Raw genomic sequence first — 16,044 nt, forward strand, 5'->3', positions numbered from 1 at the left:
ATGAGCCCGGCGACTTTCATCAAACGACTTGAAGAGGATGAGGCGAACAATCTCGTCTATCGCAGAGGCGAGTGTGAAGGACTGATCTCGGTCTGGAAGTACGAGGGATCCTTCATCCTGACTTGGGAAGAATGCCTCACAGGCGAGCAGTACGACGAGTCGACCTATTCGCGGGATGAACGGCATGTGTTTCCGAACATCGACGAGGTTCTGGCATTTCTGACGCGAAGCGGCTTGAAGGTGGAGTCCTTTGCTCCGTGACTTCGACTCACAGTCTGCAGGGAGCCGTTCTGATGAGAGGTGGGGCGATTGATCAGTTCTGGGAGTGGTTCCTGGCCAGTCGCCGCAGGCTTGAGACGACGCTCGTCAGCGGTTCCGCTCGGGATTTGTCAGAGATCGTCGGTCCGCAGATTCGTCTCCTGTCTGAAGACATTGGCTGGGAGATCGGCCCGTCCGGAGAGAGCGGTTACGGCCTCGCCTTCACGCTGAATGGGAACCTGGAGAACCTCGCTCTTATCGGCGAGATCCTGCGGGCCGCGCCTCGAGAGACCGGGTGGAGGTTCTCGGCTGGACGGCCGCGGCGCGACGTCAGTGGCGGCTTCGTCTTTCACAACAAGCGAGGCCAGCGTCTTGATGTCGACGTCAGCGAATGGCGTTACACCTTGACGGCTTTCGATGGCGGCGCGTTTTTCGACGTCCATATCGCGACCGGTCTTCCGCTTCAGGCAGACGAGCGCGGGATCCAGCAGATCCTCAGCACCGCGGTTCAGATGATGCTTGGTGAAGCGGAGATGCTTCGGGTGATTGATCGCGTCGAGTACATCGTCGATCCCGACGCGGAGTGGGATTCCCGCGCATCCCCGTTCTCGTCTCTCGCCGACCACATCGACTCGCTGAGGGCGTCGCCGGGTGAGCGGGAATGACTGATCGAGATCGACAAGACCGGCCGGAAATCGGGACGGTCTCTCTTTAAGAGTCCTTTGGAGGGATCTCCATGCATCGACGAACGTTCCTTTCGGCCAGCTTGGTCGCGCTCTTCGCTCGCCTGTCCGCCGCGGCGAGTGAGAAGCAATGGGAGGCCGCGGTTCGGATTCTCGATCAGGCGGTCAAGAGCGGAGAGGTGCGGGCGGCTTCGCTGTATCTGTCGGATGCGGGGGCGGAGCAGTCCCAGGTCTTCGGACAGGCCAAGGCGGTCGGTGCGCCGTTTCTGCTGGGGTCGATTACGAAGCCGATGTGCGTGGCCGCGCTCATGACGTTCTTGGACGAGGGGGCGTTCCGGCTCGAGGATCGCCTGGGGAAGTTCTTTGCGGAGTTTCGGGGGGAGGGGCGGGAGGAGGTCACGATCGGGCATCTGCTGACGCATACGTCGGGACTGCCGGATCAGCTGCCGGACAACAACGCCCTGCGGGGCCGGCACGCGCCGCTGGCGGAGTTCGTTTCGCAGTCGCTGCGGTTGCCGCCGGAGTTTTCGCCGGGGACGAAGTACCAGTACTCCAGCATGGGGATCCTGCTGGCGTGCGCGGTGGCGGAGAAGGTCTCCGGGAAGGGGATCATTCCGCTGGTGACCGACCGTGTTCTCAAGCCGCTCAAGATGACACGGTCCGCCCTGGGGCTCGGCGACTTCCGCGAGGAGGAGGTCATGGCGTGTCAGACCGAGCGGGCCGCGCCGGAGTCGGGGGCCGGGGATCCGGCGGCACGGAACTGGGACTGGAACAGCCGGTACTGGCGGACGCTCGGGGCGCCGTGGGGTGGGATGCATGCGTCGGCGGCGGACGTCGGAAAGTTCCTCGAGGAGTTCCTGCACGCGCGGGGCGTGGTGATGAAGCCCGAGACCGAGCGGCTGATGGTCCGCAATCACAACCCGGTGGGGCTGACTCCGCGGGGGCTGGGGTTCAGTGTCGGGACGGGGGCGGGGCCGACGGGATGCTCGGAGCGGACGTTCGGGCATACCGGGTCGACCGGGACGCTGGCGTGGGCTGATCCGGCGACGGAGAGCGTGTGCGTGATCCTCACGTCGCTCCCGGGGCGGGCGGTTCAGCCGCATCCGCGGGATCTGGCCGCGCGGGCGATCGTGGGGTGAGCTCCAAAGGAACTCGACGCCAGAGCCCCGGGTCCAGGGCTGGAAGCCCTGGCCGCCGGAGGCACTTCCATGAGGAACCGTGGTACACAACGGATGTTCGCTTTGTGGGACCAGCTATGAGGACTCCTTCACCACACACCGCTCGCTGCGGAATCCCCGCGGGTTGGTGAGGGGGCATACGGCACGTCGTCCGCGTTTGGACACTCACTCCTTCAGCTATCTCTCGACGGCCAGGCCTCCGGCGGGCAAAGGGGCGTTGCCCCCTTGCATCCCCCACCAGGGGTGCCCCCTGGACCTCGGTGGGGGCTTGATGGGTCAGCCATATGTTGGCTTCTGCGGCCAGCCCGCAGGCGACTTCTCAAAATCTTCCTGCCGCCCATACGGCGTGATGTCGAGCAGGGCGTACGAGTTTGTGAGATGCTCACAACCACGGGCAAAGCACGAATACGTGTGGTAGACCTCGTCATCAATCCGGAAGAAGACGCTGTTGCCATGCGTCTCCCCCTTGAAGAGCGGACTCATCGGCCCGATCCGCTTTCGTTCCTCCGTCTCGTCCCGGAAGTTGTTCTCAAACGGAGCGACCGCCGCGTCGAGCGTCGCATGGAAGTCGTAGTTGAAGTCGCTCTTGTTCGACGAGACCCACCGCCAGTCCCAACCCTTCTTGGCCTTATAGGCCTGGAGCTTGGCCAGCGGCGCCCGGGAGATCAGCACAAAGGTCGTCTGCCGATCCGCCAGCATCGACAGATCGCCCAGAGCATCGACCAGCCCCGTACAGCCGTCGCACCCCTTGTCCCAGTTCGGATCGAACATGAAGTGATAGACGATCAGCTGCCGCCGGCCTTCGAACAGGTCGAGCAGCGTGACGGGGCCCTCCGGCGCTTCGAAGGTGTAGGTCTTCTCGACCCGCACCATCGGCAGGCGGCGGCGCTCCGCATGGACCCGGTCCGCTTCCTGCGTGAGCCGCTTCTCCTCGTTGAGGAGCGCCACCCGGTGCGTCTTCCACTCGTCTCGCGAGACAATCGGCGGGTGCGGTACGGTCGGGTCGGTCATCTGGGCTTCTCCGCGGAGGGACGTCACGCCTGCTGCGGGATGCAGCGGCGAGGCTGCCGTCCGGTGCAATGGTCGTGCCTGCACAGGGCCGTGTCGACGGCTCCGTCACGACGCCGGTCATGCGTACGCGACCCAGCCGCGGAATGTGAATCCGGCATAGAACAGGCCGACATCGGAGAAGCCGGCTTCGCGGAGGATCGCTTCGTCCTGTTCGGGGGTGAGGATCGTCAGCCGCGTCGCGACGGCCTGGCGAGCGGCTTCCGCGTTCTCGAACTCGATGCCGGAGGACGCGGCGAACGCGGTGTAGCGCGACAGCCAAGTGGCCCGGTCTCCTTCGCTCGGCGGAAGGCTCATGTGGACCACCACGAACGGGGCGCCGGGCCTCAGGCGGCGATGGATCTCGGCCGCCATCCGTCGACGCTCGTCGACGGGGACGAAGTGCATCGTCAGGAGACAGGTCGCGGCGTCGAACGGCCCTTCCGGGGCGCGGTCGACGGTCCCCGCGTGCAGTTGTACGCGTGAGGCGAGCGGCCCCAGCGTCTGCTCGGCGAGCCGGATCATCTCCGGGGCCGGGTCGATGCCGTCGAAGGTCCAGCCCGCGTGAGCCTGGGCGAAGACCTTCAGCTCGAGGCCTCCTCCGGCCCCGACGACGAGGACGCGGCCGTGGTCCGGGACCCGCTCGGCCAGCAGGAGCGTCGTCATCCGCTGCATGTCGGCGAATCCCGGCACGAGGCGGGGCGGACCTTCGGCGTATCGGGCGACGAGCTGCGGATCGGAGAACGGCGAGGCGGGGGCGGGCTCAGGAGGCATGACCATGCTCCTCAGGATGTGGCGACGCGCCGCGGGCCATGAGCCGGGCGTGGTAGTCGGCGCTGAGGGCGGCGAGCGTGACCTCCCCCAGGCGGGAGAGCAGCCGCTCCTCGGCCTCGCGGAACGCCTGCTCGAGGGCGGCGTTCACCGCCTGTTCGACGAGGCAGCCGGGGGCGTCCGTGCGATGACCGATGGCGAGAAGCGACGGGTTCCCGAGGGCGGCGTAAATGTCCCGCAGGGTGACCTTGGACAGGTCGCACGCCAGCGTCCATCCGCCGCCGTGCCCTTTTTCCGACCGGACATAGCCCTGCTTCCGGAGGCCGGACATCGTCCGCCGGATCACGACCGGGTTGGTGGCCAGCATCCGGGAAAGGGCTTCCGACGTGACGGGACTCGCCTGTTCCGCCATGTGCAGCAGGACGTGAAGCACACCGGACAGTCGACTGTCGCGTCTCATGTAACTTATGGTAGTACGTGACGGGAACTCGTCAACGTGTTCGGCGTGAACGGGTCTAGCACGCTTGTCGTCTGGTATCCGCGCGAGAGCCCTGCCTGCTATGAGCTCGGCCAGCCTGTGGTTGAACTCTGGAAGTGGTCACGTGCGCCGTGCCCCCTCGCGTTCATCCAGTATTCATCAACAATTGCTTGTGTGCTTATCTGACGAGACGCATAATCCTGTACGAATGTGATTGCCGTCGGGTCTGGTGTCACTGGCTCTCTCGACTGTCGCTGGCCGGACGGGAACGTGAAATCCCTTTGTCGCTCGATTTTGGTCAGGGGCTCCTTCCATGCGCCGACTTGAAACGGTCCGTCGTGGCTTCACGCTCATCGAACTTCTGGTGGTTGTCGCCATCATTGCAGTTCTGGTGGCGATTCTTCTCCCCGCGGTGCAGCAGGCTCGCGAGGCAGCTAGGAAGACGCAGTGCCTGAACCAGCTGAAGCAGATCGCCGTGGCGATGCACAACTACCACGAGGCGCTCGGGGTCTTCCCGATGGGGGTGCAGCACACCGCTCCCCCGAATAGCGCCGCGACGACGCTGGCCAATGGGACCGGGTGGGGCTGGGGAGCCTACATTCTCCCCTACATCGACCAGACGCAGCTCTACAACAAGCTCAACGTCGGCGACCCGATGGACCTCAACAACGCGAACCTGCTGGCGCTGGTCCGGTCGGTCATCCCCACCTACCGCTGCCCCTCCGACCCGCACCGCAACCCGTCGATGAACGACACCACCACCATCCGCTACGGCAGCGGTGCGGCGGTCTCGATCGGGCTGTCGAATTACGTCGCCATTCACGGGGCGATGGACAACAACTGTCCCAGCGGGGCCAACCTGGACACCGGGGGGCTGTTCTACGTCAACAGCAACATCAACCTCAAAGACATCCTGGACGGATCCAGCAACACCTGGCTGGCCTCGGAGCGCGACACGGTGCAGCCTCCGCCGCGGGCCGGCATCACCGTCGAGCGCCACTTCGGAGCGTATTGGGCGGGGACGTCGGCTCCCCGGTGCGGCGACAACAACTATGACCTCTACAAGGTCTTCGGATATGTCGTCCCCACCTATGGGGAGATCAACGGGTCCGCGGTCCGCGGAGACCGCCGCGAGCTGGCGAGCCAGCACGTGGGAGGGATCCAGGTGGTCTGTGCGGATGGCTCGGCCCGCTTTGTGAGCCAGTACATCAACCTCGTTCTGGCGCAGCACCTGTGCCGCCGCGAGGACAAGGTCGCCCTTCCCGGAGAGTGGTGAGCGCTCTCCCTGTCCCCGGCATCCCGGGCTCTGTGGCTCGGGGGCCGCGCCTGGTTCCCGCTACTTCCCCCTCGCCCCCGCTTGAGCACTGCGCTATGCCCACGCCCTCTCTGAGTCGGCGACTCGCCGGTCTGCTTCCCGTTTTCTTCCTGGCCTTCGGTTGCGGCGGAGGCCCCAACGACAAGCCGGCCGTGCAGCCGGTGACCGGTTCCGTGACGCTGGATGGGATGCCGCTTCCCAATGCCATGGTCCACTTCTCTCCGGACAAAGGGACTCCTTCCGCGGGGATCACGGACGCGGCCGGGAAGTTTGAGCTGCAGGAGAAGACGGGCATGAAGGGGGCGGTGGTCGCGAATCATGCCGTGTCGATCAGCACGGATCTGGAAGGGACGCGGAAGAAGGAGAACGAGAAGGTCCCCGCGAAGTACAACGTCGCGACGACGCTCTCGGCGGTTGTCAAAGAGGGAGAGAACAGCTTCGAGTTCCCGTTGAAGTCGAAGTGAGTCGCGGACCAGGTCCAGGGGGATCCCTGGTGGGGAGTGCAGAGGGGCCATGAGGGAGGCGGAAGGGGTTCAGGCTGAAGGCGGAAGGTAGAGCGTCGCAACGCAGGATCATTTGGCCCTAATCGGGTCCAGGGGTACCCTGGTCGGGGAGTGCAGAGGGGCCTGTGTTGTTTTTCTTGGCCCTTTGCCCGCCGGAGGCCTGGCCGTCGAGAGATCTCTGAAGGAGATCGTGTCCAAGCGCGGACACCGTGTGGGATGCCCCTTCACCAACCCGCGGGGATTGCAAAGCGAGCTGTGTGATGTGAGGGAGTCCCCAACGCGGGTACCACAAAGGGGACGTCCGTTGTTTACCACGGTTCCTCACAGGAGTGCCTCCGGCGGCAAGGGGGCCTGTGTCGTTTTTCTGGCCCCTTGACCCCAGGCTGCCGTGGCACATTGGGTTTGAGCTGGCATCGCCGTGCCGGCAAGGCCCCGGTTCGAGCGGACTCACTTCAGGTCGAACTCGAGCAGCACCGGGCGATGGTCCGAACGGGTCGTCCAGAGGTGACGGCAGGTGCCGATCGCGATGCGATCGCTGGCCCAGATCTGATCAAGCGAGAGGACCGGTAGCGGGATGGGCCAGGTGGCGAGATAGCCGCTCCCCGCCGTCAGGAAGGCGTTCCGGTAGGATTTTCGCAGGCCGTCGAAACACCGGGAGTCGTGCGGTGTGTTGAAGTCGCCGAGGACGAGGGCGGGGGAGTCGGCGAGCTTGTCGGCGGCGGCGGTAATGGCGTCGAGGGTCGGCTTTCGCGAGCGGAACGGGTTCGAGCCGACGTCGCAGACGAGGAGGCGGAGCGGGGTGCCGCGGCAGTCGACGTCGAGCTGCCGCGTGCGGGTCGAGAGCGGGAGCTCCGCCGTCGTGGTCTCGCCGGAGGGGAACTTGGAGAGGAGGACGATCCCCCCTCCGAGGAGCGACGTCCGGTACTGCGGACAGGTCTCTTTCCAGAACGCCCGGATTTCCGGGGGATCCTCCCAGGGGACCGCCTCGATCAGGACCACCAGGTCGGCATCGACACGCGTGATCTCCCGCGCGATGCCGTCCGGGCTGCCGATCGTGCCGCGGCCCGTGTTCCACAGGAGGAGCCGGATCGGCCGTTCGAGCGCCGTGGGGGGGACTGAGCGGCGGTACTCGGCGAGAGTCCAGAGGCAGAGAGCGCCCGAGACGAGACTCCAGGTGACGCAGGCCCGGCGGCTCCGCCCGGAGGCGAGGACGAGGCCCGCCGCGAGAGCGGTCAGGACCGGCAGCGGAGCGGCGTAGAACAGAGTCGAGAAGAACGGCAGGCGGTCCTGCACCGTCAGTCTCGCGATGAGCATCACGACCAGCAGCGAGCCGGCAATCCACCGCAGCCATCGTCCCCAGCGGGAGGGGCGGGGTTGAGCGCCCGGCGGACGGAGGTCAGCCGTCGAGGGGGCATCGCCTGGTGAGCGATGCGAGTGGGGCACATCCGTCACGCAGGTCTCCCTGGGCCCGCCGCGCTCCCGGCTTCGGTCCGGGCCACGTCGGCGATTCGGGCGGGGCGGTCGGTCGCGCGGTCCGGTTCGGTCCGCGCCGTCGGCCGCCGCAGCCAGGAGGTCGGCTCCGCGCGGCGGCTGAGGAGCGCCAGGATCCGCAGCAGGACCAGGAGGCCGTCGCAGCGGGGGCCGGTCTCTCCATCGGTGAGCCAGATCCGTCCGGCGGCGTCGAGGCCGAGCTGCGCGCCGACGGAGTCCATCGCCGCCACGAGTGTGGCGGAGGTCGGGCCGCCGTCGTGGAACAGCAGGAACTCGTCCGTGGCGGCGTCCCGCTCCAGCGTCGGGAGCCGGTCTGTCGCGACGGCGATCGAGACGTGGCTCCACTCGCCGAGGAGCTGCCGTCCGAGCTGTCGGACAAGGTCCTCGGGCGGGATGAGGTCTCCGCATTCGTCCCGGAAGTCTCCCCGCGAGCCCTCTTCGGAGAACGTCACTCCCAGATCCCACGGCCCGCGCCGCATCTCGGTCTCGGTGTCGTGCAGCGGGAGCGGGCTGACTTCGATGGGCGACGGGGCGAGGACCTCTTCGCAGGCGGCGCGGAGGACGGGGTCGGCCGTCGCGATTCCGACGTGGACGGGGCGGAGGCCGTGGGTTTCCCCCTGCAGGGCAGCGAGGTAGCCCGCCTCGGCGTCGATCGTCCGATAGTCGCCGCCGGTGCGGCGCGGCCGACCGGCCGCATGCGACATCGCTTCGCGGAGCCGGTCGAGCGGCCCGCCGGCGCACCATGTGCGACCCGCGGGAGCGATGAGTTGAAAGCCGCCGAAGGAAGCGGCGTGGCCCGCGCCGGTGACGAACAGGCCGGCGTCGGCCCGCCAGTGGTCGGTCCCCCAGCGGAGCATCGGCTCGGTGATTCGGCCGGCGTCGAGGATTTCCACGGCCGACTCCCGCAGGCCGCGGACGAGACTCCCGGCGAGCCGCGGCGACGAAGGGCGGCCGTCGATGCCGACGACGAGAACCGGCGGGCGGCGACGGATGGGGCGCGGCAGGTCATCGGGACCGGTCTCGCCGGCGTCCATCCCGTGCCAGAGGGTCTGACCGATCGCCCGGCCGAAGTCGCAGGCGACGCGGTCGGTGAGCTCGTTGGGGACGATCCCCCGGATCCCTTCGGGGAGGAAGAGGTCCGCGATTGTTCGCGGGGAGCGGAGGAGCCGTTGCGGCGGAAGCGGGAGGAGGCCGTGCTCCGAGCGATGGACGCAGTCATGGCAGCGGGCGTAGCCGTTCGCCAGCCGCTGGTAGTGGACCGCCGCGCCGATCGGATGGGCTTCACCCGGGCACTGGAACGTGGGGGGGGCGGGAGGAGCGATCGGGAGGTCGTTCGCAGTCCCTTTCCCCGCGTGCCCTCTCCCTGGAGTTGTGAGCTCAGCGGAGAGAGCGGGGACGGTCATGCGTCAGATCCCTCGGAGAGCGGATGGGCGACGTCGCGGCGGGAGAGAGGGCCGGCATGATCCGTTCACGAACGCCGGCTCCCGATGCCATTCAGTCGCCGTCTCTCGCCTTGATCGCCTAGTCCTGCTGCGACGGCTTGAGGTCGACGGCGGCAAGTTTGTCCGCCGGGGCGAACAGGTCGAGCCGGGTATTGTGGACCGTGAGCAGGCCGGTCTTGTTCGAGAAGCCGGCCACTTCCTCGCTGATCTCCTGCCGCCGGGCGAGCATCCGGCCTTTCGCGATGTCGAAGCGGATCTCCCCCTTCCACAGCTTCTGAACGAGCTGCGTCTGCTTCTCGGCGTCGATGTTCGGGGTGAGGATGATTGTCTGGAGGCCGATCGTGGCGACCCCTTCCTTGACCCCCGTGAGGGTGTACTTCCGCAGGATCGTCACACTTTCCTTGGCCCCCCCGACGATCGCGGCGGCCGCGGCGACCTCGGCCTTGGAGGTCTCGCTCCACTGATCGCCGATCGCGACCGGCTTCTCCGGAAGCGTGAACAGGACGTCGAGCTTCTGGTCGTCCGCGGTCAGGGAATCGACCGCCTGGCCGAGGAGCGACGTGATCCCGACGACTTTGCCGTTGGGGGACATCTTGATCTGGACCGAGGGGCGGCCGAGCATGGCGGCGACCTGGTAGAACTGGGACGGGACTTCCGCCTCCGGCTTCGTGCTGTCGTAGGTGACCGTGGTCCCGTTCTGGGTGGCAGTCATGTGGCAGCGGTCAATGCACAGTTCGAGCGTCGCGACCCCTTCGCTGTCGACGTCCAGGACCTTGAAGTGCCGGACCGAGTTGGCCTGGGACCTGGTCTTCTCCGCGACCTCGTTGTACTCGACCTCCAGCTCGTTCTGCTGGCGGACGGCGTAGTGCGAGGACTCGCCCTTGGCGAACTGGAACTGGAGCGTGTAGGTCTGGAGCGGGGCGGGGGAGGCGGCCCCGGCCTTGGGGGCAATGGTCTCGGGAGCGACGGCGGAGGTCGGCGTGACCTTCTTGGTGCCGGCCGCTTCGTCGGAGCGGACGCGGGTCGGATTGAGCAGGCTGCCGGCGAGCGCCAGGAGAGCGAAAAGCACAGTCGAAACGACGCGACGCATAGGTCCTCCCTGACATCGGCCGCTCGCGCCCGCGATCCCTGGGGCGGCTTCTTGAGCGGCAGGTTCTGCCGGTTGCGGCGGAGTTGTAGCAGCCCGGCGGCGGGCGGGGGTAGAGGAGTTTGGGGCGAGGAAGCGGGGGAGGAGGACCCGCGTCCGACCTCAGGAATCTGCACTCGGCATTTGTCAGTCGTTCCAGGTGGGACTGAGGCGTCTGTTCTCTATTCCGAAGGAGTTACGCCCAATAGCCCAGGGTTGGCCACGAAGTGGCCTACCCTGGGGTTTTAGCCCGCGTCCATTCTCAAGAACCTCGAAGGGGTTCTGTCAACGAAACGCCTTGCCGCAACCCCTTCGGGGTAGATTCTGCCGTCATCCACACACCCAGGGTAGCCCGCTGCGCGGGCAACCCTGGGCTATTGGACGCAACCCCTTCGGGGTATCCAGCATGACGCCGCCCACGAACTCGGAGCGGCTGACTTTTTTGTCTCATTTTGCACTGGCGAACGCTTCGGAACTCGCTCAATGAAAAGTGCAAATTGAGCGGAGAGGTTGCCTTCGGGAGGGGGCAGCCTCAAGTGTGTCAAGATCACAAGAAACTTGGCCTTTACCGCATCGCCCAAACACGGTGTCATCCGCACTCCTCTTACGACGAGAGACTGTGCGTCGAGACCCGCAAGGATGCTGACACGCTCCACGTTTCAGTGGCTCGTGATTCTGCTGCTGTCGGCCGTGGCGGTCGCTGGCTTGGGGGGATACTACGTCTGGCAGAACAGCGATCTGCTGCTCCGCCGGGGCATCGAGACCAAGCTGGCCGAGATCGCTCCCGAGTGGGACATCGCGTTCCGGCATGTCCACTTCGACGGCGAAGGGGGGATCCGGCTCGTGGACGTGGCGGTCGCCGCGCCGGGGCAGCCGCCGATCGTCGAGATCCCCGAGATCCACGTCGCGCTCGACCGCGAGCTCTTCACCAGCCACCACCGCGTCATCATCCAGAAGGTGGTCGTCCTCAATCCCGTGGCGACCGTCATCCGCCACGCGGACGGCAAGTGGAACTTCCAGCACTTCGCCCCGCTCAAGCCCTCTGAGGCGGCGCTCCCCGAGATCAGGATCCTGAACGGGGACCTCCTGCTGCGGCAGGAGCCCTCCGACCTGACGCCGCTCGTCGAGGTCGGCTGCCATCACCTCGATGCCAGCCTCGTCCCGTCCGCCAACCGGCAGTACCAGCTCTACGGGAAGACCGAGGTCGATCACACCGGCGAACTCGAGCTGGAGGGGGGAGTCGACCTGCGGAGCGGTCGGTGGAAGATCGCCGGCAAGGCCCCCAAGGTGGACATCCGAGACGGGCTGATGGACGTGGCGATGGATGTTTCGCCCGACGTCCGCCAGCGGCTCCAGGCTCTCGCCCGGCCTGTCCGCCAGCTCAACAACCACAACTTGATCCGCGTGGCCGCGACATCCGAGGCCGAGGCGGAGTCGCCGGTTTCGCTGCTCCCCGAACTGGGGATCGAGGCCCAGCTCGACGTCGCTTTCCAGATCGGAATGTCGGACCGTCTCGCTCCGCTCAAGTACGACGTGAAGGTGGGGATCGACCGGGGGAAGATCCTGGACCTCCTGCCGATTCCGCTCTTCGACCTCCGCGGGGTCGTGCAGATCGACGAGAAGGGGGTGAAGATCGACGAGCTGACCGCCGCCAACGGGGTGAGCCGGGTGTTCGTCGACGGGGACGTGAAGTACGCCCGCGATGGCGGGGCAAAGGAGTTCACGATCCAGGCGACGAACCTGCAGATCGACGGGCGGATCCGCGAGCACCTGCCGGCGCATCTCCAGCGGCTGTACGACAGCCTGCGTCCGCAGGGGCGGTTCAACGTCGACATCGAGGTCCGGCAGGAGCCCGAGCAGCCTCCGACCGTGACGCTGCGGCGGTTCACGGTGATCGAGGGGGCGATTGAGCATGAGCTGTTCCGCTATCCGGCGACCGGGATCTCGGGAACGATCAAGCAGGAGGATGGTGCCTTCGTCCTCGACATGATCGGCTTTGCCGGGGATCGCCCCTGCAACTGCACGGGGACGGTCCGGAACCTGGGGCCGGACATGGAGGTCGACATCCGGGTCCATGCGGCCGGGATCCCCCTCGACGAGCAGTTCCTCAATGCCTTCCAGGTCGAGAAGCAGCAGCCGGTCCGCAAGGCGCTGACGATGCTGAACCTCCGCGGGATCGGCGACGCCGACGCCCGTTTCCTTCGCAGCCCCGCGACCGACCGCAAGTTCAAGATGCAGCTTCAGGCACGCGTGCGGGGAGGCGGGCTGCGGTTCGAAAAATTCCCGCTGGACCTCAGCGATCTCTCGGGCGAGCTGCACTATGACTCACTCGAGGAGGACGTCTGGAAGTTCGTGAACTTCAAGGCGCATCACCGCGGGACGCCGGTCCGGGGGCACGGCTCGTATGTCGTCGCCGCGCCGGGGCTGCTGACGCTGGGGATTGACGCCGACGGGCTGCCGATCAATCAGGACCTGCGGGATGCGGTGGACGTCGCGACGCCGCATCTTGATCCGCTGTTCGATCATCTGCAGCCGCAGGGGCGGTTCGATATTCACGAGGGGACCGTCACGTGGTCTCCCGGCGGCGAGGTGCGGGTCGACTTCCCGTCGATCGCTCTCAATGACGGGCGGCTGAAGATCTCCGCCTTCCCCTATCAGTGGGAGCGGGTTTCGGCGACGGGGCGGTGGGAGCACGACAGCCGTAAGCTGACGATCGACGCCCTGCTGGCGTGGCATGGCGAGACGTACCTGCAGATCGACGGCAAGGGGGAGGGAGCGCAGTCCTTTGTCCTGGCCAAGCCGCGGGAGGATGTCCTGTGGCGGGCGCACTTTGACAAGATGTTTGTCGGCAAGATGGTGTCGGACGTCGACCTGCTGCGGGCGCTGCCGGGGCCGCTGCTCTCGATCGTCCAGGCGGCGGAGGTTCGCGGGGCAGTCGACCTCGAAGGGAGCGTCGACATGAAGCAGTTCGCCGACGAGGCGGGGACGCTGACGGCGCAGTGGCGGTCACGGTTGTCCCTGGTGGGGAACGATGTCTATGCCGGGATTCCCCTCAAGGGGGTTCGCGGGGCGGTGCAGACCGTCAGCGGAACGTGGGATGGGCAGAAGGCGACGATCGACGGGTTCTTTGAGATCGAGCGAGCCCGGGCTTACGGGTTGCCGGTGGAGAATGTCGCGGGGCCGTATTCCGTCGACGGGAACCTGGTGACGGTGGGGCATCCTTCTTCGGCGCCTCCGAACCGGCCGGAGAACCGGTATGCGGGTCAGTCGGTGGAGGGGCTGCTCTATGGCGGGAAGATCGGGGCGGATGCGCAGGCCCGGATTGGGGAGACGACGGACAAGACGGTGTATGGGGCGGTGCTGACGATCCGGAATGCGGCGCTGGAGCGGTGGGCGTTTGATAACGGCAAGCGGGAGAAGCTTCGCGGGCCGGTGAACGGAGTGGTGAATCTGAGCGGGCGAGGGGACTCGCCGATGGGGCTGACGGGGAGCGGGTGGATGCAGCTGACGAATGCTCAGCTGTATGACCTGCCGGTGCTGGTGCAGGTGTTTACGAAGATGGATTTCGCCAACACGGATTCGACGGCGTTTCACTATGCGTACAGCGACTTCCGGATTCATCACGGGCTATTGGACTTCTCCGATATCGAGCTGGTGGGTGATGCGGTGAAGCTGGCGGGGAAGGGGTATGTGGGGTTTGCCGGGGAGCGGGCGCGGGTGCTCGAGCTCGACTTCACGTCGGCGGTGACGAACAAGATTCCGATCATTGGTCCGCTGATCACTGGCGGGAAGAAGGGTTGGGTGGGTGTGAAGGTGGTGGGGACGGTGGATACGCCGCAGGCGTACATTCAGCCGCGTCCGATTTTTGATGATGCGCTCGGTGGGTTTATGCGGGCGGTGGATGCGGGGAACTGGCGTCCGCGGGCGGCGCCGCAGCCGGTGAATCCGTTCCCGCTGGCGCAGTGAGGGAGAGGCGGAAGGCTTAAGGCTGAAGGCGGAAGGTAGAGGGGCACCAGTCCATTTTTCACCGGGTCCAGGGGCACCCTGGTGGGGGATGCAAGGGGGCAACGCCTCCTTGCCCGCCGGAGGCCGTCTCGCCGGAAACTGCCTGAAGGAGAGCGTGTCCAAGCGCGGACAACGTGTCGTATGCCCCCCTCACCAACCCGCGGGATTGCAAAACGAGCAGTGAGTCCTCAACGCCGGTTCCACAAAGCGGACGTCCGTTGCTTACAGCGGTTCCTCATGGAAGCGCCTCCGGCGGCAAGGGGGTGAGACCCCCTTGACCCCAGGCTGGTGAGCGACGTTGAGTTGCGCGAAGAGCGCCCGTTCGCCGGGAGCGTTTTCTGATCAGAAGCCCAGACCGGGTCCCTTCAGAATGCCCGTCTCGACCGTGCCGTGCTTGATCTCAAACATCCCCGGGAAACCACGAGCCCACTGCTTGTTCGCCGCCGGGCAATACTGCCGCCCGTTCCCTTCGATGGCCGCGACGGTCGGAATGCGGGCCGCAAGACTGGCCGAATGCAGGAACGAACGACCGGGACAGGTCAGGTCCTGCACGCACAGGAACATCCCGAACTTCTGCGCCGCGGCCGCTGCCAGCAGCGCCTCGGTGTGCCCCTTGCACGCCTTCAGCGCCACTCCGCTGTAACCCTGTTCACGCGCGAGGAGCAGGCTCTCGTAATCGACCAGCGACTCGTCGATCACGATCGGCTTGATCGCCGCCGCCTTGTGCATGTGATTGTCGGGATGTGCCTTCAGGTTCCGGTTCGTCGGCTGCTCGACGTACTGGATCCGATCAAACGCCTGCGGGTTGTTCGCCTTGATCTTCTTGAAGAACTCGAGGACGTATTCGACGTGGGCGCACTTCTCGTTGAAGTCCGTCGAGTAGTACCACGCCGTGCATCCGCGGATCGCCTGAGCCTCCGCGGCGACCTTGTCGATCTGCAGCACGCGGTCGACGTCCCAGTCGAGGTTGTCCCCGTTCAGCTTGATCTTGAGGTGCGTCAGGCCGTTGAAGGCAATCCATTCGCCGAGCGTCTCCGGCAGACCGTCGCCGATCTTCTTCGTGACATCGGCCGAGGTCAGCGGATCGAGCGCTCCCACGAGGTGGTAGAGCGGCATCGTCTTCTTCGGCTCGCGGAGCGTGTACTGGTCGAGGTACTCGCCGGCGAACTGGTCGTCGAGGTAGTACTCGAGGTCGTCGTTCATGAACTTGGACGAGAGCGTGTCGTAGCTGTTGAGGCCGTGGACGACGCCGTAGGCATCATGGATGGCGGCATCGAGCGGGCTGGCGGCGACGAGTTGGGCGAGCGCGGGGAGAGTCTCCGGCAGGCCGAGCTTTTCCGAGACGAGCTTGGCCTGGTGGGCGTACTCGGCGGAGAGCTGGTAGACGATCTCCATCGGGTGGCCGAAGTCGTCGTAGGCGTTTGCCAGGCCGATGACGCGCTCGGCGAAGAGCTTCATCGCCTGTTCGGCCTGATCGGCGGAGACCTTGTCGCTGGGCCATGCCCAGATGTTTCCGACCGGCATGCTGCCGAAGCCGGTGGAGTGTTTGCGGCCCTTGGTTTCGACGGTGACGTCCACGTTGATCAACGTGGAGTTCTCCATCACGCGTCCGCCGAACTTGAGCGGAGACCGAAACCGAACCGGCTCGAAGGCGACGTTGGCCTGAAGCACGCGGACGTCTGTCGACTTAGCCATTGTCCTTAAATGGGCTCTAAGGAAGGGGGAGGATTTCCTGGCGCTGGGATGC

Annotated in this window: 13 protein-coding genes; 6 read left to right on the forward strand and 7 right to left on the reverse strand. The window is 66.1% G+C overall.

The window, feature by feature from the left end; translation table 11 throughout:
• From VT03_RS23495 to VT03_RS23505, 3 genes are all read left to right on the forward strand, one after another.
• The gene (locus VT03_RS23495; RefSeq protein ID WP_075095258.1) at nucleotides 1–261 is read left to right on the forward strand and encodes a hypothetical protein; all 261 of its coding nucleotides are present in this window, start codon (nucleotides 1–3) and stop codon (nucleotides 259–261) included.
• Nucleotides 258–923, forward strand: a complete 666-nt coding sequence (locus VT03_RS23500; RefSeq protein ID WP_156514713.1) for a hypothetical protein — start codon at nucleotides 258–260, stop codon at nucleotides 921–923. The genes VT03_RS23495 and VT03_RS23500 overlap by 4 nt, the downstream gene beginning before the upstream one ends.
• 71 nt (nucleotides 924–994) lie before the next feature.
• Entirely contained in the window at nucleotides 995–2,080 is a 1,086-nt protein-coding gene (locus VT03_RS23505; RefSeq protein WP_075095260.1) for a serine hydrolase domain-containing protein, read from the forward strand.
• 315 nt (nucleotides 2,081–2,395) lie between these two features.
• Here VT03_RS23505 and VT03_RS23510 read toward each other — a convergent pair whose 3' ends face one another.
• The 3 genes from VT03_RS23510 to VT03_RS23520 all read right to left on the reverse strand — a co-directional run bounded on the left by VT03_RS23510 (nucleotide 2,396) and on the right by VT03_RS23520 (nucleotide 4,397).
• Nucleotides 2,396–3,130, reverse strand: coding sequence for a DUF899 domain-containing protein (locus VT03_RS23510; protein WP_075095261.1), 735 nt, complete (start codon nucleotides 3,128–3,130; stop codon nucleotides 2,396–2,398).
• 117 nt (nucleotides 3,131–3,247) lie between these two features.
• The gene (locus VT03_RS23515) at nucleotides 3,248–3,940 is read right to left on the reverse strand and encodes a class I SAM-dependent methyltransferase (protein ID WP_075095262.1); all 693 of its coding nucleotides are present in this window, start codon (nucleotides 3,938–3,940) and stop codon (nucleotides 3,248–3,250) included.
• Nucleotides 3,930–4,397, reverse strand: a complete 468-nt coding sequence (locus VT03_RS23520; protein ID WP_075095263.1) for an Rrf2 family transcriptional regulator — start codon at nucleotides 4,395–4,397, stop codon at nucleotides 3,930–3,932. The genes VT03_RS23515 and VT03_RS23520 overlap by 11 nt, the downstream gene beginning before the upstream one ends.
• Nucleotides 4,398–4,728: 331 nt before the next feature.
• Here VT03_RS23520 and VT03_RS23525 point away from each other — a divergent pair, with 331 nt between their 5' ends.
• Complete coding sequence (locus tag VT03_RS23525) at nucleotides 4,729–5,691, forward strand: DUF1559 domain-containing protein (protein WP_075095264.1); 963 nt, start codon at nucleotides 4,729–4,731, stop codon at nucleotides 5,689–5,691.
• Nucleotides 5,692–5,786: 95 nt separating this feature from the next.
• A complete protein-coding gene (locus VT03_RS23530; protein ID WP_075095265.1) occupies nucleotides 5,787–6,194 on the forward strand; it encodes a hypothetical protein in 408 nt (135 codons plus the stop codon).
• Nucleotides 6,195–6,680: 486 nt separating this feature from the next.
• On the opposite strand, the gene VT03_RS34360 is transcribed toward VT03_RS23530, so the two are convergent.
• From VT03_RS34360 to VT03_RS23545, 3 genes are all read right to left on the reverse strand, one after another.
• Nucleotides 6,681–7,685: an endonuclease/exonuclease/phosphatase family protein gene (locus VT03_RS34360; RefSeq protein ID WP_197489060.1), complete on the reverse strand. Its 1,005-nt coding sequence runs from the start codon at nucleotides 7,683–7,685 to the stop codon at nucleotides 6,681–6,683.
• Nucleotides 7,682–9,127 (reverse strand): hypothetical protein, encoded by a 1,446-nt coding sequence (locus tag VT03_RS23540; protein ID WP_075095267.1) that lies wholly within the window; start codon nucleotides 9,125–9,127, stop codon nucleotides 7,682–7,684. Before VT03_RS23540 ends, VT03_RS34360 begins: the two co-directional genes overlap by 4 nt.
• Before the next feature lie 118 nt (nucleotides 9,128–9,245).
• Nucleotides 9,246–10,256 (reverse strand): DUF6263 family protein, encoded by a 1,011-nt coding sequence (locus VT03_RS23545; RefSeq protein WP_075095268.1) that lies wholly within the window; start codon nucleotides 10,254–10,256, stop codon nucleotides 9,246–9,248.
• Between the two features lie 675 nt (nucleotides 10,257–10,931).
• Here VT03_RS23545 and VT03_RS23550 point away from each other — a divergent pair.
• The gene (locus VT03_RS23550) at nucleotides 10,932–14,258 is read left to right on the forward strand and encodes an AsmA-like C-terminal domain-containing protein (protein WP_075095269.1); all 3,327 of its coding nucleotides are present in this window, start codon (nucleotides 10,932–10,934) and stop codon (nucleotides 14,256–14,258) included.
• Nucleotides 14,259–14,639: 381 nt separating this feature from the next.
• Here the strand turns inward: VT03_RS23550 and VT03_RS23555 are convergent, their stop codons facing one another.
• Complete coding sequence (locus tag VT03_RS23555; protein ID WP_075095270.1) at nucleotides 14,640–15,992, reverse strand: enolase C-terminal domain-like protein; 1,353 nt, start codon at nucleotides 15,990–15,992, stop codon at nucleotides 14,640–14,642.
• Between the last annotated feature and the right edge of the window lie 52 nt (nucleotides 15,993–16,044).

This window comes from Planctomyces sp. SH-PL14, from assembly GCF_001610835.1.
In the GTDB taxonomy this organism is placed as follows: Bacteria; Planctomycetota; Planctomycetia; order Planctomycetales; family Planctomycetaceae; genus Planctomyces_A.

Excerpts from the sequence above, each read along its gene's own strand:
- VT03_RS23555 (WP_075095270.1), bottom strand. The coding sequence starts at position 15,992 with ATGGCTAAGTCGACAGACGTCCGCGTGCTTCAGGCCAACGTCGCCTTC.
- VT03_RS23525 (WP_075095264.1), top strand. The coding sequence starts at position 4,729 with ATGCGCCGACTTGAAACGGTCCGTCGTGGCTTCACGCTCATCGAACTT.
- VT03_RS23510 (WP_075095261.1), bottom strand. The coding sequence starts at position 3,130 with ATGACCGACCCGACCGTACCGCACCCGCCGATTGTCTCGCGAGACGAG.
- VT03_RS23530 (WP_075095265.1), top strand. The coding sequence starts at position 5,787 with ATGCCCACGCCCTCTCTGAGTCGGCGACTCGCCGGTCTGCTTCCCGTT.
- VT03_RS23505 (WP_075095260.1), top strand. The coding sequence starts at position 995 with ATGCATCGACGAACGTTCCTTTCGGCCAGCTTGGTCGCGCTCTTCGCT.
- VT03_RS23495 (WP_075095258.1), top strand. The coding sequence starts at position 1 with ATGAGCCCGGCGACTTTCATCAAACGACTTGAAGAGGATGAGGCGAAC.
- VT03_RS23515 (WP_075095262.1), bottom strand. The coding sequence starts at position 3,940 with ATGCCTCCTGAGCCCGCCCCCGCCTCGCCGTTCTCCGATCCGCAGCTC.
- VT03_RS23550 (WP_075095269.1), top strand. The coding sequence starts at position 10,932 with ATGCTGACACGCTCCACGTTTCAGTGGCTCGTGATTCTGCTGCTGTCG.
- VT03_RS23545 (WP_075095268.1), bottom strand. The coding sequence starts at position 10,256 with ATGCGTCGCGTCGTTTCGACTGTGCTTTTCGCTCTCCTGGCGCTCGCC.
- VT03_RS23540 (WP_075095267.1), bottom strand. The coding sequence starts at position 9,127 with ATGACCGTCCCCGCTCTCTCCGCTGAGCTCACAACTCCAGGGAGAGGG.
- VT03_RS23520 (WP_075095263.1), bottom strand. The coding sequence starts at position 4,397 with ATGAGACGCGACAGTCGACTGTCCGGTGTGCTTCACGTCCTGCTGCAC.